The organism is Salmonella sp. 32020114201800008SM, from assembly GCF_017572025.1.
GTDB classification, from domain to species: Bacteria; Pseudomonadota; Gammaproteobacteria; order Enterobacterales; family Enterobacteriaceae; genus Salmonella; species Salmonella enterica.
Genome location: NZ_JAGEQM010000003.1, coordinates 102,466 through 120,693, shown reverse-complemented (window position 1 = coordinate 120,693; position 18,228 = coordinate 102,466). Strand labels below are relative to the sequence as shown.

At 54.5% G+C, this 18,228-nt stretch carries 16 protein-coding genes and 1 tRNA gene; 7 read left to right on the top strand and 10 right to left on the bottom strand.

Translation table 11 applies throughout. The features are described 5' to 3' along the window. Positions 1-108: 108 nt before the first annotated feature. Positions 109-330 carry a cold shock-like protein CspD gene (cspD, locus tag J4613_RS09895; protein WP_000447499.1) on the bottom strand — a complete coding sequence of 74 codons (222 nt, stop codon included), beginning with the start codon at positions 328-330 and terminating at the stop codon, positions 109-111. 150 nt (positions 331-480) lie between these two features. On the opposite strand from cspD, the gene J4613_RS22680 reads away from it, so the two are divergent. The 3 genes from J4613_RS22680 to clpA all read left to right on the top strand — a co-directional run bounded on the left by J4613_RS22680 (position 481) and on the right by clpA (position 3,281). Next, positions 481-558 (top strand): hypothetical protein, encoded by a 78-nt coding sequence (locus tag J4613_RS22680; protein WP_212742690.1) that lies wholly within the window; start codon positions 481-483, stop codon positions 556-558. A 95-nt stretch (positions 559-653) separates the two neighbouring features. Further along, on the top strand, positions 654-974 hold the full coding sequence (gene clpS / locus J4613_RS09890) for an ATP-dependent Clp protease adapter ClpS (protein ID WP_000520789.1): 321 nt from the start codon (positions 654-656) through the stop codon (positions 972-974). A gap of 30 nt (positions 975-1,004) precedes the next feature. Continuing rightward, positions 1,005-3,281, top strand: coding sequence for an ATP-dependent Clp protease ATP-binding subunit ClpA (clpA, locus tag J4613_RS09885; RefSeq protein ID WP_000934064.1), 2,277 nt, complete (start codon positions 1,005-1,007; stop codon positions 3,279-3,281). Between the two features lie 188 nt (positions 3,282-3,469). On the opposite strand, the gene J4613_RS09880 is transcribed toward clpA, so the two are convergent. The 3 genes from J4613_RS09880 to J4613_RS09870 form a co-directional block, all read right to left on the bottom strand. Then, a tRNA-Ser gene (locus J4613_RS09880) sits at positions 3,470-3,557 on the bottom strand. A 147-nt stretch (positions 3,558-3,704) separates the two neighbouring features. After that, entirely contained in the window at positions 3,705-4,382 is a 678-nt protein-coding gene (locus J4613_RS09875) for a hydrolase (protein WP_000097893.1), read from the bottom strand. Between the two features lie 19 nt (positions 4,383-4,401). Next, positions 4,402-5,262, bottom strand: coding sequence for a pirin family protein (locus tag J4613_RS09870; protein WP_000809969.1), 861 nt, complete (start codon positions 5,260-5,262; stop codon positions 4,402-4,404). Between the two features lie 108 nt (positions 5,263-5,370). Between J4613_RS09870 and J4613_RS09865 the strand changes: the two genes are divergently transcribed. Then, a complete protein-coding gene (locus J4613_RS09865; RefSeq protein ID WP_000597928.1) occupies positions 5,371-6,282 on the top strand; it encodes a LysR family transcriptional regulator in 912 nt (303 codons plus the stop codon). A 90-nt stretch (positions 6,283-6,372) separates the two neighbouring features. Here J4613_RS09865 and infA read toward each other — a convergent pair whose 3' ends face one another. The 6 genes from infA to trxB all read right to left on the bottom strand — a co-directional run bounded on the left by infA (position 6,373) and on the right by trxB (position 12,222). Beyond that, entirely contained in the window at positions 6,373-6,591 is a 219-nt protein-coding gene (gene infA / locus J4613_RS09860; RefSeq protein WP_001040187.1) for a translation initiation factor IF-1, read from the bottom strand. Continuing rightward, positions 6,519-6,902, bottom strand: a complete 384-nt coding sequence (locus tag J4613_RS09855) for a membrane protein (protein WP_001539595.1) — start codon at positions 6,900-6,902, stop codon at positions 6,519-6,521. Before J4613_RS09855 ends, infA begins: the two co-directional genes overlap by 73 nt. Then, positions 6,903-7,607, bottom strand: a complete 705-nt coding sequence (gene aat / locus J4613_RS09850; RefSeq protein WP_001241650.1) for a leucyl/phenylalanyl-tRNA--protein transferase — start codon at positions 7,605-7,607, stop codon at positions 6,903-6,905. Positions 7,608-7,651: 44 nt separating this feature from the next. After that, complete coding sequence (cydC, locus tag J4613_RS09845; RefSeq protein WP_058107047.1) at positions 7,652-9,373, bottom strand: cysteine/glutathione ABC transporter ATP-binding protein/permease CydC; 1,722 nt, start codon at positions 9,371-9,373, stop codon at positions 7,652-7,654. Further along, entirely contained in the window at positions 9,374-11,140 is a 1,767-nt protein-coding gene (cydD, locus tag J4613_RS09840) for a cysteine/glutathione ABC transporter permease/ATP-binding protein CydD (protein WP_001044541.1), read from the bottom strand. It lies immediately after the preceding gene. Positions 11,141-11,253: 113 nt separating this feature from the next. Beyond that, the gene (gene trxB, locus J4613_RS09835; RefSeq protein WP_000537406.1) at positions 11,254-12,222 is read right to left on the bottom strand and encodes a thioredoxin-disulfide reductase; all 969 of its coding nucleotides are present in this window, start codon (positions 12,220-12,222) and stop codon (positions 11,254-11,256) included. A gap of 546 nt (positions 12,223-12,768) precedes the next feature. Between trxB and lrp the strand changes: the two genes are divergently transcribed. The 3 genes from lrp to lolA all read left to right on the top strand — a co-directional run bounded on the left by lrp (position 12,769) and on the right by lolA (position 18,225). Next, positions 12,769-13,263 carry a leucine-responsive transcriptional regulator Lrp gene (gene lrp / locus J4613_RS09830; RefSeq protein WP_000228469.1) on the top strand — a complete coding sequence of 165 codons (495 nt, stop codon included), beginning with the start codon at positions 12,769-12,771 and terminating at the stop codon, positions 13,261-13,263. 134 nt (positions 13,264-13,397) lie between these two features. After that, the gene (gene ftsK, locus J4613_RS09825; protein ID WP_023210293.1) at positions 13,398-17,471 is read left to right on the top strand and encodes a DNA translocase FtsK; all 4,074 of its coding nucleotides are present in this window, start codon (positions 13,398-13,400) and stop codon (positions 17,469-17,471) included. Between the two features lie 142 nt (positions 17,472-17,613). Further along, on the top strand, positions 17,614-18,225 hold the full coding sequence (gene lolA / locus J4613_RS09820) for an outer membrane lipoprotein chaperone LolA (protein ID WP_001519746.1): 612 nt from the start codon (positions 17,614-17,616) through the stop codon (positions 18,223-18,225). Positions 18,226-18,228: the final 3 nt, after the last annotated feature.

Here is an 18,228-nt window from a genome sequence, read left to right as displayed (position 1 = left end):
GCCTGATAAGATGCAACAGTGTCGCTATCAGGCACTGGCGTTAAATAAAAATGCCAGCCGATCGGGCTGGCATTTTGCCTCCTGGATGTACACAATGAGACAGAGGAGCTATGCAACGGCCTCTGCTTCGATGGGCACGATGACGCTGGCGTGATTGCCTTTTGGCCCCTGGTGGACATCAAACCGGACAGACTGTCCGGCTTTAAGCGTTCTGTAACCATCCATTTGAATGGTGGAATAATGGGCGAAAATATCCTCGCCGCCGCCTTCAGGGCAGATGAAACCAAACCCTTTGGCATTGTTGAACCACTTTACAGTACCCGTTTCCATGCTTCGACATCCTTCGTAAATCTTATATAAGTAAGATGGAATGAACCGGTGACGGAGTGGGGGCTGTTCAAAACCTCACCAACTCTCGACATTACAATTTAGAGAAATCAGGCGAGGCGTCAAGCATCAGGCAGGGGGGATCGGGTAAAAATGAATCAAAAATTTGAAGCAGTTAACGCTATTGCCGGGAATGTGACAGATGTCGCGGATGGTACTGATAGATGTTAGTTATCTATCAATTGAGGTAGATTGATTGTGTGCATAGACTCTGGTCAGCGGCAGATTTTCCTGCCGACAACCGTAACCGATAATGACGACTGACAATGGGTAAGACGAACGATTGGCTGGATTTTGACCAGTTGGTGGAAGATAGCGTGCGCGACGCGCTAAAACCGCCATCTATGTATAAAGTGATATTAGTCAATGATGATTACACTCCGATGGAGTTTGTTATTGACGTGTTACAAAAATTCTTTTCTTATGATGTAGAACGTGCAACGCAATTGATGCTTGCAGTTCACTATCAAGGCAAAGCTATTTGCGGCGTGTTTACCGCCGAGGTGGCGGAAACCAAAGTGGCGATGGTGAACAAGTATGCAAGGGAGAACGAGCATCCGTTGCTGTGTACGCTGGAAAAAGCCTGAATGCAGGTATAAAAATTGGGGGAGGTGCCTATGCTCAATCAAGAACTGGAACTCAGTTTAAACATGGCTTTCGCCAGAGCGCGCGAGCACCGTCATGAGTTTATGACCGTCGAGCATCTGTTGCTGGCGCTGCTCAGCAACCCATCGGCTCGCGAAGCGCTGGAAGCATGCTCCGTGGATCTGGTGGCGCTCCGTCAGGAACTCGAAGCCTTCATTGAACAAACCACACCCGTACTGCCTGCCAGTGAAGAAGAACGTGATACGCAGCCGACGTTAAGTTTCCAGCGTGTCCTGCAACGTGCCGTCTTCCACGTTCAGTCTTCCGGGCGTAGTGAAGTGACTGGCGCGAATGTGCTGGTGGCTATCTTTAGCGAACAGGAATCACAGGCGGCTTATCTGCTGCGCAAGCATGAAGTGAGCCGTCTGGATATCGTGAACTTTATTTCTCACGGGACGCGAAAAGACGAACCGAGCCAATCTTCCGATCTCGGCAATCAGCCAACTGGCGACGAACAAGCTGGCGGGGAGGAACGTATGGAAAACTTCACGACGAATCTTAACCAACTTGCTCGCGTGGGCGGCATCGATCCGCTGATTGGTCGTGAAAAAGAACTGGAACGCGCGATCCAGGTCTTGTGTCGTCGCCGTAAAAATAACCCGTTGCTGGTAGGGGAATCCGGTGTTGGCAAAACGGCGATTGCCGAAGGGCTGGCCTGGCGTATCGTGCAGGGCGATGTGCCGGAAGTGATGGCCGATTGCACCATTTACTCTCTGGATATCGGTTCGCTGCTGGCGGGCACCAAATACCGTGGCGATTTTGAAAAACGGTTTAAGGCGTTGCTGAAACAGCTTGAGCAGGATACCAACAGCATCCTGTTTATCGATGAAATCCATACCATTATCGGCGCTGGCGCGGCGTCGGGCGGACAGGTGGATGCGGCAAATCTGATTAAACCGCTGCTTTCCAGCGGCAAGATCCGGGTGATCGGCTCAACGACCTATCAGGAATTCAGCAATATTTTTGAGAAAGACCGTGCATTAGCACGCCGTTTCCAGAAAATTGATATTACCGAGCCTTCGGTGGAAGAGACGGTGCAAATTATCAACGGCTTGAAACCTAAGTACGAAGCGCACCACGACGTGCGTTATACCGCGAAAGCGGTGCGTGCGGCGGTCGAGCTGGCGGTAAAATATATCAATGACCGCCATCTGCCGGATAAAGCCATTGACGTGATTGACGAAGCGGGCGCTCGGGCGCGTCTGATGCCGGTGAGCAAACGTAAGAAAACGGTCAACGTGGCGGATATTGAGTCCGTAGTGGCGCGAATTGCGCGAATTCCTGAAAAGAGCGTCTCGCAGAGCGATCGCGATACGCTGAAGAACCTGGGCGATCGTCTGAAAATGCTGGTCTTCGGCCAGGATAACGCGATTGAGGCGCTGACCGAAGCTATTAAGATGAGTCGTGCGGGTCTGGGCCATGAGCATAAACCTGTCGGCTCATTCTTGTTCGCCGGGCCAACTGGCGTAGGGAAAACTGAAGTTACGGTACAGCTTTCAAAAGCGCTGGGTATTGAGCTGTTGCGCTTCGATATGTCCGAATATATGGAGCGCCATACGGTGAGCCGTTTGATCGGCGCGCCTCCGGGATACGTCGGTTTCGACCAGGGCGGGCTGCTGACGGATGCGGTGATTAAGCATCCTCATGCGGTGCTGTTGCTGGATGAGATCGAAAAAGCGCACCCGGATGTCTTTAACCTGCTGCTGCAGGTGATGGATAACGGTACGCTGACCGATAACAATGGCCGTAAGGCGGATTTCCGCAACGTGGTGCTGGTGATGACCACCAACGCCGGCGTGCGAGAAACCGAACGTAAATCTATTGGTCTTATTCATCAGGACAACAGTACCGATGCGATGGGCGAGATCAAGAAAGTGTTTACGCCGGAGTTCCGTAACCGTCTCGACAACATTATTTGGTTCGATCATCTGTCTGGCGAGGTGATTCATCAGGTTGTCGATAAGTTTATCGTCGAGTTGCAGGCTCAGTTGGATCAGAAAGGCGTCTCCCTGGAAGTCAGTCAGGAAGCGCGCGACTGGCTGGCGGAAAAGGGCTATGACCGGGCGATGGGCGCACGACCAATGGCACGTGTGATTCAGGATAACCTGAAAAAACCGCTGGCCAATGAGTTGCTGTTTGGATCGCTGGTTGACGGCGGACAGGTTACCGTCGCGCTGGATAAAGAGAAAAATGCGTTGACGTATGGCTTCCAGAGTGCGCAAAAGCACAAGCCGGAAGCCGCGCATTAATCTTCGTTTCACTGCCGTACAAACCGGGCCTTAGCGCCCGGTTTTTTTATGCCGGCTAATAGTTAGCCTGATGGCGTTGTGCTCGCGGTAGGCGGACAAGGCGCTTGTAAATTGCGTCATCATCCGGTAATCGACGGGTCATATGTGAAAAAAAAGCCCGTACTTTCGTACGAGCTCTTTCTTGAATATGGCGGTGAGGGGGGGATTCGAACCCCCGATACGTTGCCGTATACACACTTTCCAGGCGTGCTCCTTCAGCCACTCGGACACCTCACCATATTGTATTGCTGCCTGACCACTTGGGGGCAACGGGGCGCTACTATAGGGAGTTGCGCTAAAACGGTCAAGCAGAATTTACATATTCACTGTCGTTTGCTCATGCAATAGACATAATCCCCGCCCAAACTGGCGCGGGGAGGCAAATTAGCGCTGTGAATCCAACATTTCGTTGTTTTTCACCACATCCTGCGCTTTGCTGTAGCTTTCGATCAGCAGTTGATAGGCCGGGAATACCTGAGTATAAACGTCGGCCCACGCGGCGGCGTCTTCACGGTTCCAGGTGCCTTGCAGCTCAGAGGCGACTGCGGCAGTATCCATCGGTACGACGCCAGCCTGTACGATACGCGCCAGAGTGATTTCCTGCGCCATCTTACTGTAGGTGCCGGATGCGTCGATCACGGCAAATACCTTATAACCTTCCGCTACCGCGCTAATGGCCGGGAATGCCATACACACGCTGGTAATCGTCCCGGCAATGATCAGCGTCTTACGACCCGTCGCTTTTACCGCCTTAACGAAATCTTCGTTATCCCAGGCGTTAATTTCACCTTTGCGCGCAATGTACTGCGCATGTGGCGCATTAGCGTGGATCTCCGGGATCAGCGGGCCGTTCGGACCTTGCGGTACGGATGCCGTGGTAATGACCGGCATTTTCGCTAACGTCGCCATCTTCGCCAACGCCGCGGCGCGAGCGCGTAATTCCGGCATTGGCATATCGCCTACGGTCTGGAAAAGACCGCTTTGATGATCGATTAAAAGCATCACGGAATCGTTAACATCAATTACCGGGCGCAAACCATTAAAATTAGCAGGACTTGACATCGTGTTCTCCTTCATGTTTTCAGATTTGGCCAAAACGGCCGGAGTTGAAATCGCGGACTGCTTCTGCGATCTCTTGTTTCGTGTTCATAACAAATGGGCCGTAACCCACAATCGGTTCATTCAGCGGCTCGCCTGATAACAGCAATACGCTGGCGTCGCTGCTGGCCTCAAGGTGCAGTGTTTTCCCTTGCTGGCTCAATACCACCAGTTGCGCTTCGTTGACCGGCGTCGTGCCGTTCACCGTGATATTGCCTTTCAGTACCACCAGCGCGGTGCTCCATCCTTCCGGCTGTGCCAATGTAAGCTGGCGATTGCGTTGCAGGCGCATATCCCAGACATTGAGCGGCGAGAAAGTGTGCGCCGGGCCTTTTGTCTCTTCATAACGCCCTGCGATGACCCGCACGACTCCGGCGTCATCCGGCAACGTAACGGTCGGGATAACATCGTGGGTAATGCTTTGATAACCCGGGGTGGTCATTTTGTCCTTCATGGGAAGGTTAACCCACAACTGCACCATTTCCAGTTCGCCGCCCCGACGGGTAAACGCGTCGGAGTGGAACTCTTCATGCAAAATGCCTGCGCCTGCGGTCATCCACTGAACGTCGCCCGGGCCGATAACGCCGCCGCGACCGGTAGAGTCCCGATGCTCGACTTCGCCACTATAAACAATCGTCACGGTCTCGAAACCGCGGTGTGGATGCTCTCCAACGCCGCGTTTTTCATTACCCGGCGTAAATGTGTGTGGCCCGGCATAATCCAGCAGCAGGAATGGACTCAACTGCTGCGCATGTGACTGATAAGAAAAGAGTGAACGAACCGGAAATCCATCGCCAACCCAGTGCGGGCGAGGTGCGGTATAGACGCCTGTAATCTGTTTCATGGTGTTCTCCTCAGTGGCGTTGTCTTGATGTGAATAAGCTTATATTCATGACAAAAGCTTCGGTAGTGGCTAAAATGGCTCATACCGTTCCATTAATAGGACAATGTAATGATAAAAACGGATCTCAATGATTTTGCGTGGTTTGTGCATGTGGTCGAAGAGGGTGGGTTTGCCGCGGCGGGGCGTGCGCTTGATGAACCAAAATCAAAACTGAGCCGGCGTATTGCGCAACTGGAGGAACGGCTGGGCGTGCGATTGATTCAGCGAACCACCCGGCAGTTTAACGTTACCGAAGTGGGACAAACATTCTATGAGCACTGTAAAGCGATGCTGGTGGAGGCTCAGGCGGCGCAGGATGCCATTGCCGCATTGCAGGTAGAGCCTCGCGGTATCGTGAAGCTGACCTGCCCGGTGACGCTGCTGCATGTACACATCGGCCCAATGCTGGCGAAATTTATGGCGCGTTATCCTGATGTTTCGCTACAGCTTGAAGCGACCAATCGTCGGGTGGACGTCGTAGGGGAGGGGGTGGATGTGGCGATTCGCGTCAGGCCGCGCCCGTTTGAAGATAGCGACCTGGTGATGCGCGTCCTGGCTGACAGAGGGCATCGCCTGTTTGCCAGCCCGGATCTTATCGCACGGATGGGAATCCCTTCCGCGCCGGCGGAGTTGAGCCATTGGCCAGGGCTAAGTCTTGCATCCGGCAAGCATATCCACCGCTGGGAACTTTATGGCCCGCAGGGCGCGCGTGCGGAAGTCCATTTTACCCCGCGTATGATTACCACCGACATGTTGGCGCTACGCGAGGCGGCGATGGCGGGCGTGGGGCTTGTGCAGTTACCTGTCTTAATGGTGAAAGAACAACTGGCCGCCGGTGAACTGGTCGCGGTGCTGGAAGAGTGGGAGCCCCGGCGGGAGGTTATTCATGCTGTGTTCCCATCCCGGCGAGGATTATTACCTTCCGTACGTGCGTTGGTCGATTTTTTGACGGAAGAGTATGCGCGGATGGTGGAAGAGTAACCTGCTCGTCATTCATCGACTTAATGGACGCAAAAAAGGCCGGTTAAACCGACCTTTTATCCAGCCGCCCTTCAGGGCGTGAGGAGACAATTAGCGACTACGGAAGACAATGCGGCCTTTGCTCAGGTCGTACGGGGTCAGCTCAACGGTCACTTTGTCTCCCGTCAGGATGCGGATGTAGTTCTTACGCATTTTACCGGAGATGTGTGCAGTAACCACGTGACCGTTTTCTAACTCTACGCGGAACATGGTATTAGGTAACGTTTCGAGAACGGTACCTTGCATTTCAATATTGTCTTCTTTGGCCATCTAATCCTCTGGGGTATCACTACCATAATTTGAACCGGCAAGATAATGCCGAACTTCTTTTGATAAGTAAAGATTTGTGCGTTTAAAACACAGCAAACCAGGTTTAGCACATGATTCCGCGACACACGACAACGCCGCGTTATACACCTTTTCCCTGATACTACCGCCTGATGTATCGACATAAGCGCAACATATAAGGGAACGGTGAAATAAACGATGGGCGTTACCTGACAACGGGCTGCGGGATAATGAGCTAAACCAATTCTGCGGCAGCAATTATAACACCCCAATAAAAAATGTGCCGAAAACATTCACTTCCGGGGCAAAAATAATGTCCGCGGCACCCAAAAACGGGAGGCCAGCGGCTGTTGGCGTAAGGCCGCGAGGTGATCGAGGTAGTCACGACGTGGAATTTCAATGGCACCGAGCGAGGCGGTATGACTATTAAGTACCTGACAATCAATAAGTTTACCGCCGTGGCGGGTAAATTCAGCGCAAAAAACCAGCAGTGCGGTTTTAGAGGCATTCTCCTGGCGGCTAAACATCGATTCGCCGCAAAATAGCGCCCCCTGCGAGACGCCATACATCCCGCCGACCAGTTCCCGATCGCGCCACACTTCAATGGAGTGCGCGTGGCCCAATTCATGTAATCGGCGATAGGCTTCCTCAATACCACGCGTTATCCAGGTGCCTTCGTCACGGTGATTGGCGCATCCATCAATGACCCGATCGAAAGCGTAATTGAGCGTCACGCGGTAAGGGGATGCGTTGTGAAAGCGCTTCATGCTGCGACTGAGGTGAAACTTTTCAGGCCACAGCACGGCGCGCGGATCGGGCGACCACCACAGAATCGGGTCGCCCGGCGAAAACCACGGGAAAATCCCGTGCTGGTAGGCCATTAACAACCGGGCAGGGCTGAGATCGCCGCCCAGCGCCAGTAAACCGTTAGGCTCGCGTAAAGCGCCTTCCGGCGAAGGGAAGGCGATAGAATGTCGGGAAAGCTGAACCAGACGCATGACGGCGAAACTCCAGTACGCAAGTCGGATCGTTCAATAATAGCTTACAGACGTTGTTTAAACTGATAATAGCGCCCTTGTCCGGCTAACAATTCTGCATGAGTGCCTCGCTCAATGATGTGCCCGTCGTCCATTACGATGATTTGATCAAAACGGGCCAGGCCGCGCAAACGGTGAGTCACCATCAGGACGGTTTTCTCGCGCATCACATCGGCAAGTAATTCCAGCATTTCGCTCTCGGTGGTCGCATCCAGCCCCTCAGTAGGCTCATCCAACAGCATCAACGGGGCATCGTGCAACAGCGCGCGGGCGATGGCCAGACGACGAAGTTCGCCGCCGGATAGCAGACGACCGCCTTCGCCGAGCCAGCTATTAAGCCCACTATCTTCGAGCAGATTTTCGAGGCCGACGCGACGCAGCATGTCGGAAAGGACTTCGTCGCTGGCATTGGGCGCCGCCAGTAATAAATTATCACGCAGCGTGGCGCTGAACAGGTGGACACGCTGCGGTACCACGCTGATAGTCCGGCGTAAGGCGGATTCGCTCAACGAGGATAGCGGAAGATCGTTGAGCAGAATTTCGCCTTGTTGCGGGTCCCAGGCGCGGGTGAGTAGCTGCAACAGCGTTGATTTTCCGCAGCCGGTACGCCCCAGAATAGCGACATGCTCGCCAGGATTAGCCTGTAATGAGAGGGCATTGAGCGCATTAATCGGCTGGTCGGGATAACGAAACGAAACGTCCCGCAGGGTGAGTGTGACCTTTTCCGGCGCGGGAGTTTCTGCCTGCGGAAAGGTCACCTCCGGTTTTTGCTCCGTTAATTCAGTGATACGAAGCGCAGAGGCGATAACCTGCCCCAGATGCTGGAATGCGCCGGTAACGGGCGCAAGCGCCTCGAAAGCCGCCAGCGCGCAGAAGACAAACAGCGCGATGAGCGCGCCGGGCTGCGTATTGCCGCCAACGCCGCCGGAGGCCATCCACAACATTAACATCACCGCCAGCGCGCCAATCAGCAGCATTAACGCCTGCGATAAGGCGGTCAGTTCAGACTGTCGGCGTTGGGCCTCATGCCATTGTAATTCGGTGGCTTCCATTTGCGCCCGATAGCGTTTGCTGGCGCCAAAAATGGTGAGTTCCGCCTGGCCCTGTAACCATGACGTGAGCTGTTGGCGATACTGACCTCGTAGATGCGTCAGATTTTGGCCGGTATTTTTGCCGGCGCGATAAAACACCGGCGGCATAATAAACAGCGTCAACAGCATAATGCCGCCCAGCGTGATCGCCAGCGTCACGTCGAGAACGCTAAGCCCCAGGGTGACAATCATAATCACTACAAAAGCGCCGACCAGCGGGGAGATGACGCGCAAATAGAGATGATCCAGCGTGTCGACGTCGGCAACGATGCGGTTCAGCAGTTCACCTTGCTGATAACGCGCCAGACCCGCGGGGGAGAGCGGTAAAAGTTTGCTGAAGGTATAAATACGCAGATGTTGCAGCACGCGGAACGTGGCGTCATGACTTACCAGACGTTCAAAATAACGACCGGCGGTACGGGTAATGGCCGCGCCGCGCACGCCGGCCGCCGGGAGCATATAGTTAAAACTGTAAATTCCCGCGAAGCCTGCGATAGCGGACGCGGACAGGAACCAGCCGGAAAGCGTCAGCAGCCCGATACTGGCAAGTAGGGTCAGGATTGCCAGCGCAATTCCCAGCGTTAGCATCCATTTGTGGCGTTTATAAAGCGTCAGATAAGGGAGTAGCGCGCGCATTTAAATATCCTCCTGACGGTGAGCCAATAACGTCGCAAAAGCGCCGTTGGCGGCGCTGAGTTCAGCATAACTGCCTTGTTCGACAATCGCGCCATCTTGCATAACCCAGATAGCGTCCCAGTCGGCGAGATCTTCCAACTGATGCGTCACCATTAATGTGGTCTGGCGTTTTGACGCCGCTTTTAACGCCTGCATGACGCGTTGCTCGCTGTGAGCGTCCAGGCTTGCCGCCGGTTCATCCAGCAGTAGCAGTTGACAGGGATTAAGTAGCGCACGGGCGACCGCTACACGCTGTGCCTGGCCGACGGAAAGTCTGCTGGCATGATTGCCGAGCGGGGTGTCTACTCCCTGCGGCAGCAGCGGTAAAAACTCGCTTACCCATGCGGCGTCAAGCGCGGCATAAAGTTCCTGCTCGCTGGCGTCCGGGCGCGCCAGTAATACATTTTCGCGTAGCGTCGCTGCAGGTAATTGCGGGTTTTGCCCAACCCAGGAGAGATGCTGGCGCCAGGATTCCGGCGAGAGATCGCGAAGCTCGACACCGTTAATACGCAAAGATCCCTGATAGGAGAGAAAACCGGATAATACATTCAACAGAGAGCTTTTACCGGAACCGCTGCGTCCTACCAGGACGGCGCGTTCTCCTGCCGCTAATGAGAAATTCAGCGGCCCGGCAAGCGTTTTGCCTTCTGGCGAGGTGATAATAAGATTGACTGCGTCAATGGTTACAGGTTCGTTTTCCGCCAGCTCAACTTCGCCGCGCGCCGGGTGGGCGAGGGGTGTTTCCAGAAATGTCTTCAGACTATCCGCCGCGCCAACCGCCTGCGCCTTAGCATGATAAAACGTGCCGAGGTCGCGTAATGGCTGGAAAAACTCCGGCGCGAGGATCAAGGCGAGGAACCCGGCGGCGAGCGTCACGCCGGTACCGTAATGACCAAAGTTCAGTTCGCCCAGGTAAGAGAAGCCAAAATAAACGGCGACCAGCGCAATAGAAAGCGAGGTGAAAAATTCCAGCACGCCGGAAGATAAAAAGGCGAGGCGCAGTACTTCCATCGTGCGCTGACGAAAATCCTGCGATGCTGCGCGAATGCTCTCGGTTTCCGCTTCTCCACGACCGAAAATTCGCAGCGTTTCCATCCCGCGCAGACGGTCAAGAAAATGGCCGCTTAGCCGGGCAAGCGCCAGGAAATTGCGGCGGTTGGCGTCAGCCGCGCCCATCCCCACCATCGCCATAAATAGGGGAATGAGCGGGGCGGTGCCCAGCAGAATCAGCGCCGCCGCCCAGTTTGACGGGAAAATCGCCGCCACGATTAAGAGCGGTACGCAAACGGCAAGCGCCATTTGCGGCAGATAGCGCGCATAATAGTCATGCATATCGTCAATCTGTTCCAATACCAGCGTCGCCCAGCTACCGGCGGGCTTGCCCTGAATCCAGGCTGGGCCGGCTTGCTGCAGACGATCCAACACCTGACGGCGGATCTCAAAGCGAATATGTTGTCCGGCATGAAAACCGACGCGCTCGCGCAACCACACCACCCAGGCGCGGAGGACAAAGACCAGTATCAGCAGGATAAAAGGGAGCAACAGCGCTTCCCGTGGAATGTTCTCCATGATCATATGTTGCAGGATACGCGCCATGATCCAGGCCTGAGCGACAATTAATACGCCACTCATGAACCCCAACAGGCGGGAAATATTCAACCACCGTTGGGAGATTACGCTTTGCTGTTTTAACCAGCGGGTCAGCTCTTTTTGACGGGTTTTATTCATTGCACGCTTAGCAGGTGAGTTATTGGAATTTCAGGCAGGGCAATGTTACAACGACGCAAAAATAAAGGCGACTTATAGTCGCCTTTTTTACTTTTGTTACTGATTTGTAAAAACTATTTACTCGCGTCGGCCAGACCATCGAGATAGCGTTCAGCATCCAGCGCCGCCATACAGCCCGTACCTGCAGAGGTGATCGCCTGACGGTAAATATGATCCATAACGTCACCCGCCGCGAATACGCCAGGGATGCTGGTTTGTGTGGCGTTGCCATGGGTGCCGGACTGAACTTTGATATAACCATTTTCCAGCTCAAGCTGGCCTTCGAAGAGCGCCGTGTTTGGGCTATGACCGATGGCTACGAAAAGTCCGGCGATGTCCAGCGTCTCAATATTATCGCTTTGCTGCGTGTCGCGAAGACGCAGACCAGTAACGCCCATCTGATCGCCGGTCACTTCTTCCAGCGTCCGGTTGGTGTGCAGAATGATATTGCCATTTTCGACTTTATCCATCAGGCGCTTAATGAGGATTTTTTCAGCGCGGAAACCGTCACGGCGATGGATAAGGTGCACTTCCGAAGCGATGTTGGACAGATAAAGCGCTTCTTCAACCGCGGTGTTGCCGCCGCCGATCACCGCCACTTTCTGATTGCGGTAGAAGAAACCGTCGCAGGTTGCGCAGGCGGAAACGCCGCGCCCTTTAAAGGCTTCTTCCGATGGCAGCCCCAGATAGCGCGCGGAAGCGCCGGTCGCAATGATCAACGCATCACAAGTGTACTCTGCGCTGTCACCTGTCAGACGGAACGGACGATTTTGCAGATCCACTTTGTTGATGTGATCAAAGATTATCTCGGTTTCAAATTTTGCCGCATGTTCATGCATGCGTTCCATTAGCAGCGGGCCGGTCAAATCGTTTGGATCGCCGGGCCAGTTTTCCACTTCCGTCGTGGTAGTCAGTTGACCGCCTTTTTCCATACCGGTAATAAGTACCGGCTGTAAATTTGCGCGTGCGGCATACACCGCCGCGGTATATCCCGCCGGTCCTGAGCCCAGAATAAGCAGCTTACTGTGTTTGGTCGTGCCCATGAGATCCCCATAGTTGTTGGCAGACAATGAGCAGAATTGTAGGGAATTTACAGACGTAAAAAAAGAGCATAACGATTTTGTTAACAATATGTGTAATAGCATGAACCGATGAACGACCGCGGCAGCGACGTTATCATCACAAACTTTAATTAAAATCGGTAACTTATAAGGTGACGAAATGACAGTTTACCGCCCTCTCTAATGAATAACTGGCATGTTGTACTAAAAATCGATGTTTTGCTTTGACAATCACCTGCTGTTTTGCGAAAACATTCGAGGAAGAAAAAAACTGTGTTATGTATGTGCTGCATAATCATGCATGTAAATACCATGTTTACCGGGCTAGTGAAATCTACGCATGGCGTGGACAGACGCCATTCGTGATGTCGATAGCTGCCGCGAGGCAACGGTCTTCTCACCATAGACCAGGCATTGCGCGCCGTTAATCCCTCTGGGTTTCGGTCTATTGTGATGGGCAGCGACTCTGAACAGTGATGTGAGTAGAGTCAGGCAGGAGTAGGGAAGGAATACAGAGAGACAATAATAATGGTAGATAGCAAGAAGCGCCCTGGCAAAGATCTCGACCGTATCGATCGTAACATTCTTAATGAACTGCAAAAGGATGGGCGTATTTCCAACGTCGAGCTTTCTAAACGAGTAGGACTTTCGCCGACACCTTGCCTTGAGCGTGTGCGTCGGCTGGAGCGACAGGGGTTTATCCAGGGCTATACGGCGCTGTTGAACCCGCATTATCTGGATGCGTCACTTCTGGTATTCGTTGAGATTACCTTAAATCGCGGCGCGCCGGATGTGTTTGAACAGTTTAATGCCGCCGTGCAAAAGCTTGAAGAGATTCAGGAGTGTCATTTGGTTTCCGGCGATTTCGACTACCTGTTGAAAACCCGTGTACCGGATATGTCAGCGTATCGAAAACTATTGGGAGAGACGTTGCTGCGCTTGCCAGGTGTGAACGACACCCGAACTTACGTAGTGATGGAAGAGGTAAAACAGAGTAATCGTCTGGTTATTAAGACACGCTAACACGGAACAGGTGCAAAATCGCCGTAGTTTGATTACACTCCTGTTAATCCATACAGCAACAGTGCCGGGGCAACCCGGTGCTGTTGTCCGTTTTAGCATCGGGCGGGAAAAGCCTGGAACCTGGAGAGCCTTTTTTGAGCCAGGAATATACTGAAGACAAAGACGTCACATTGACGAAGTTAAGCAGCGGGCGCCGACTTCTGGAAGCGTTGTTGATACTTATTGCCCTTTTTGCCGTCTGGTTGATGGCGGCCTTGTTGAGCTTTAACCCTTCGGACCCCAGTTGGTCGCAAACCGCCTGGCATGAACCCATCCATAATTTAGGCGGCGCGCCGGGCGCGTGGCTGGCCGATACACTGTTCTTTATTTTTGGCGTAATGGCCTACACCATCCCTGTCATTATTGTCGGCGGGTGTTGGTTTGCGTGGCGTCATCAGTCTACGGATGATTACATCGACTATTTTGCTGTGTCGCTACGCCTTATCGGCGTGCTGGCGCTGATTCTCACTTCCTGCGGTCTGGCGGCCATTAATGCTGACGATATCTGGTATTTCGCCTCTGGCGGCGTAATTGGCAGCCTGTTAAGCACCACGCTGCAGCCGTTGTTGCATAGTAGCGGCGGAACGATAATGCTTCTCTGTATTTGGGCTGCCGGGCTGACGCTCTTTACCGGCTGGTCCTGGGTCAGTATCGCCGAAAAATTAGGCGGCTGGCTGCTTAATATACTGACCTTCGCCAGCAACCGTACCCGGCGTGATGATACGTGGGTTGACGACGAAGAGTATGATGACGAATACGATGAAGAAACCGACGGCGTGCAGCGTGAATCTCGCCGGGCGCGTATTTTGCGCGGCGCGTTGGCGCGTCGTAAGCGACTGGCTGAAAAATTCAGCAATCCACGGGGCCGTCAGACCGATGCCGCGCTCTTTTCCGGCAAACGGATGGATGATGACGAGGACATTCAGTATAGCGCGCGCGGCGTCGCTGCCGATCCGGACGACGTTCTGTTTTCGGGCAACCGTGCGACGCAGCCGGAATATGATGAATATGATCCGCTGTTAAACGGCCATTCTGTCACCGAACCGGTCGCCGCCGCTGCGGCTGCAACCGCCGTCACCCAGACGTGGGCAGCGTCCGCCGATCCCATAATGCAAACGCCGCCCATGCCGGGGGCTGAGCCGGTTGTCGCGCAACCGACCGTGGAGTGGCAGCCCGTACCGGGACCGCAAACCGGCGAACCGGTTATCGCGCCTGCGCCGGAGGGGTATCAGCCGCATCCGCAATATGCTCAACCGCAAGAGGCGCAAAGTGCGCCGTGGCAGCAACCTGTGCCTGTCGCTTCCGCGCCGCAATACGCCGCGACGCCAGCGACCGCAGCAGAATATGACTCTCTTGCGCCGCAGGAAACACAGCCGCAATGGCAGGCGCCGGATGCCGAACAACACTGGCAGCCGGAGCCGACCCATCAGCCGGAGCCGGTTTATCAGCCGGAGCCGATAGCGGCTGAACCTTCCCATATGCCGCCGCCGGTTATCGAACAGCCGGTTGCCACCGAGCCTGAACCTGACACAGAAGAGACCAGACCCGCCCGTCCTCCGCTTTACTATTTTGAAGAGGTGGAAGAGAAACGCGCCCGTGAGCGCGAACAACTGGCGGCATGGTATCAACCGATTCCGGAGCCGGTAAAAGAGAACGTGCCGGTCAAACCTACGGTATCTGTCGCGCCGTCCATACCGCCAGTGGAAGCGGTAGCCGCCGCCGCGTCGCTTGACGCAGGTATTAAGAGTGGCGCCCTGGCAGCAGGCGCCGCGGCCGCTGCGCCTGCATTTAGTCTGGCTACCGGCGGCGCGCCGCGTCCGCAGGTGAAAGAGGGGATTGGTCCGCAACTGCCGCGTCCGAACCGCGTTCGCGTGCCGACCCGACGGGAACTGGCATCGTACGGTATTAAGCTGCCGTCACAGAGGATTGCAGAAGAAAAAGCCCGCGAGGCGGAGCGCAATCAGTACGAGACGGGCGTGCAGCTAACCGATGAAGAAATAGATGCAATGCATCAGGACGAGTTAGCCCGTCAGTTTGCGCAGTCGCAGCAGCATCGTTATGGTGAGACGTATCAGCACGATACTCAACAGGCAGAAGATGACGATACCGCTGCGGAAGCTGAATTAGCCCGCCAGTTTGCCGCTTCGCAACAGCAGCGCTATTCCGGCGAGCAACCCGCTGGCGCGCAGCCGTTCTCACTGGACGATCTGGATTTCTCGCCAATGAAAGTATTGGTTGATGAAGGTCCGCACGAACCGCTGTTCACGCCGGGTGTCATGCCCGAGTCAACGCCTGTTCAGCAACCGGTAGCGCCGCAGCCTCAGCCACAGTACCAGCAGCCGCAGCAGCCGGTAGCGCCGCAGCCGCAGTATCAGCAGCCGCAGCAGCCGGTAGCGCCTCAGCCGCAGTATCAGCAGCCGGTAGCGCCGCAGCCGCAGTATCAGCAGCCGCAACAGCCGGTAGCGCCGCAGCCGCAGTATCAGCAGCCGCAGCAGCCGGTAGCACCGCAGCCGCAGTATCAGCAGCCGCAACAGCCGGTAGCGCCGCAGCCGCAGTATCAGCAGCCGCAACAGCCGGTAGCGCCGCAGCCGCAGTATCAGCAGCCGCAACAGCCGACAGCGCCGCAAGACAGCCTGATCCACCCGCTGTTGATGCGTAACGGCGACAGTCGTCCATTGCAGCGTCCGACGACGCCGCTGCCTTCATTAGATCTTCTGACGCCGCCGCCGAGCGAAGTTGAACCGGTAGATACCTTTGCGCTGGAACAAATGGCGCGTCTGGTTGAAGCGCGCCTGGCGGATTTCCGCATTAAAGCTGATGTGGTGAACTATTCGCCAGGCCCGGTCATTACTCGTTTTGAACTGAATCTGGCCCCGGGCGTTAAAGCAGCGCGTATCTCCAACCTTTCCCGGGATCTGGCGCGCTCATTGTCAACGGTAGCCGTACGCGTTGTGGAAGTCATTCCAGGCAAACCTTACGTAGGGTTGGAATTGCCGAACAAGAAACGGCAAACCGTTTATCTGCGCGAAGTGTTGGATAACGCCAAATTCCGCGAGAATCCGTCGCCGCTTACCGTGGTGTTAGGTAAGGATATCGCGGGCGATCCGGTAGTGGCGGATCTGGCGAAAATGCCTCACCTGCTGGTGGCCGGTACGACCGGTTCCGGTAAGTCGGTCGGGGTTAACGCCATGATCCTCAGTATGCTGTATAAAGCGCAGCCGGAAGACGTTCGCTTTATCATGATCGACCCGAAAATGTTAGAACTTTCGGTCTATGAAGGTATACCGCATCTGCTGACGGAAGTTGTTACCGACATGAAAGACGCGGCTAACGCGTTACGCTGGAGCGTCAATGAGATGGAGCGTCGCTATAAGCTGATGTCCGCGCTCGGCGTGCGTAATCTGGCTGGTTATAACGAGAAAATCGCCGAAGCGGCCCGCATGGGACGCCCGATTCCGGACCCGTACTGGAAGCCGGGCGACAGTATGGATGTTCAGCATCCGGTTCTGGAAAAACTGCCGTATATCGTGGTACTGGTTGATGAATTTGCCGACCTGATGATGACCGTCGGTAAAAAAGTTGAAGAGTTGATCGCGCGTCTGGCGCAGAAAGCGCGCGCTGCGGGGATTCACCTGGTACTGGCGACGCAGCGTCCGTCGGTCGATGTGATTACTGGTTTAATTAAAGCCAACATTCCAACCCGTATCGCTTTTACCGTATCCAGCAAGATCGACTCCCGCACCATTCTTGATCAGGGTGGCGCTGAGTCGCTGTTAGGTATGGGGGACATGCTCTACTCCGGACCAAACTCCACCATGCCGGTACGTGTCCATGGGGCGTTTGTGCGTGACCAGGAAGTCCATGCGGTGGTGCAGGACTGGAAAGCGCGCGGTCGTCCGCAATATGTGGATGGCATTACCTCCGACAGCGAAAGCGAAGGTGGCGGTGGCGGTTTTGACGGCGGCGAAGAATTAGATGCGCTATTCGATCAGGCCGTTAATTTCGTCACCCAGAAGCGTAAAGCGTCCATTTCCGGCGTTCAGCGTCAGTTCCGCATCGGCTATAACCGTGCGGCGCGTATTATCGAACAGATGGAAGCGCAGGGTATTGTCAGCGCTCAGGGGCATAACGGTAATCGCGAAGTGTTGGCTCCGCCGCCTTTTGAGTAAACCTGTAAACCGGATAGCGCTGTTCAGGCTGCCATCCGGTAACAAAATTCAGTATTTTCTTCTTTCCTCATGCTGATTTTTGGCCTGGAATAGAAAGCAAAAGGAGCTCCTGGTCGGGAGTGTCGAAACCTGAGGAATAATGATGAAAAAAATGGCAATCGCCTGTGCATTACTTTCAAGCGTTGTAGCCAGCAGCGTATGGGCTGACGCCGCCAGCTCTCTGAAAAGCCGTCTGGATAAAGTGAGCAGCTTTCATGCCACCTTTACTCAAAAAGTCACCGATGGCAGCGGTGCCGCGGTGCAGGAGGGACAGGGTGATTTATGGGTTAAGCGGCCAAATCTATTCAACTGGCATATGACGCAACCTGACGAGAGTATTCTGGTTTCTGACGGCAAAACGTTATGGTTCTATAACCCGTTTGTAGAACAGGCTACCGCCACGTGGTTGAAAGATGCCACTGGAAATACACCGTTTATGCTGATTGCCCGCAACCAGGCCAGCGACTGGCAGCAGTATAATATTAAGCAGGACGGCGATAATTTTGTGCTGACGCCGAAAGCCAGCAACGGCAATCTGAAACAGTTCACCATCAATGTGGGACGCGACGGGACTATCCACCAGTTTAGCGCCGTAGAACAAGACGATCAGCGTAGCGCCTATCAGCTAAAATCCCAGCAAAACGGCGCTGTTGATCCGTCAAAATTTACGTTTACTCCGCCGCAAGGGGTAACGATAGACGACCAACGTAAGTAGAGG

Bases quoted from the DNA above. Each gene is read 5' to 3' on its own strand.
- cspD (WP_000447499.1), bottom strand. From the start codon at position 330: ATGGAAACGGGTACTGTAAAGTGGTTCAACAATGCCAAAGGGTTTGGT.
- J4613_RS22680 (WP_212742690.1), top strand. From the start codon at position 481: ATGAATCAAAAATTTGAAGCAGTTAACGCTATTGCCGGGAATGTGACA.
- clpS (WP_000520789.1), top strand. From the start codon at position 654: ATGGGTAAGACGAACGATTGGCTGGATTTTGACCAGTTGGTGGAAGAT.
- clpA (WP_000934064.1), top strand. From the start codon at position 1,005: ATGCTCAATCAAGAACTGGAACTCAGTTTAAACATGGCTTTCGCCAGA.
- J4613_RS09875 (WP_000097893.1), bottom strand. From the start codon at position 4,382: ATGTCAAGTCCTGCTAATTTTAATGGTTTGCGCCCGGTAATTGATGTT.
- J4613_RS09870 (WP_000809969.1), bottom strand. From the start codon at position 5,262: ATGAAACAGATTACAGGCGTCTATACCGCACCTCGCCCGCACTGGGTT.
- J4613_RS09865 (WP_000597928.1), top strand. From the start codon at position 5,371: ATGATAAAAACGGATCTCAATGATTTTGCGTGGTTTGTGCATGTGGTC.
- infA (WP_001040187.1), bottom strand. From the start codon at position 6,591: ATGGCCAAAGAAGACAATATTGAAATGCAAGGTACCGTTCTCGAAACG.
- J4613_RS09855 (WP_001539595.1), bottom strand. From the start codon at position 6,902: ATGTTTTCGGCACATTTTTTATTGGGGTGTTATAATTGCTGCCGCAGA.
- aat (WP_001241650.1), bottom strand. From the start codon at position 7,607: ATGCGTCTGGTTCAGCTTTCCCGACATTCTATCGCCTTCCCTTCGCCG.
- cydC (WP_058107047.1), bottom strand. From the start codon at position 9,373: ATGCGCGCGCTACTCCCTTATCTGACGCTTTATAAACGCCACAAATGG.
- cydD (WP_001044541.1), bottom strand. From the start codon at position 11,140: ATGAATAAAACCCGTCAAAAAGAGCTGACCCGCTGGTTAAAACAGCAA.
- trxB (WP_000537406.1), bottom strand. From the start codon at position 12,222: ATGGGCACGACCAAACACAGTAAGCTGCTTATTCTGGGCTCAGGACCG.
- lrp (WP_000228469.1), top strand. From the start codon at position 12,769: ATGGTAGATAGCAAGAAGCGCCCTGGCAAAGATCTCGACCGTATCGAT.
- lolA (WP_001519746.1), top strand. From the start codon at position 17,614: ATGAAAAAAATGGCAATCGCCTGTGCATTACTTTCAAGCGTTGTAGCC.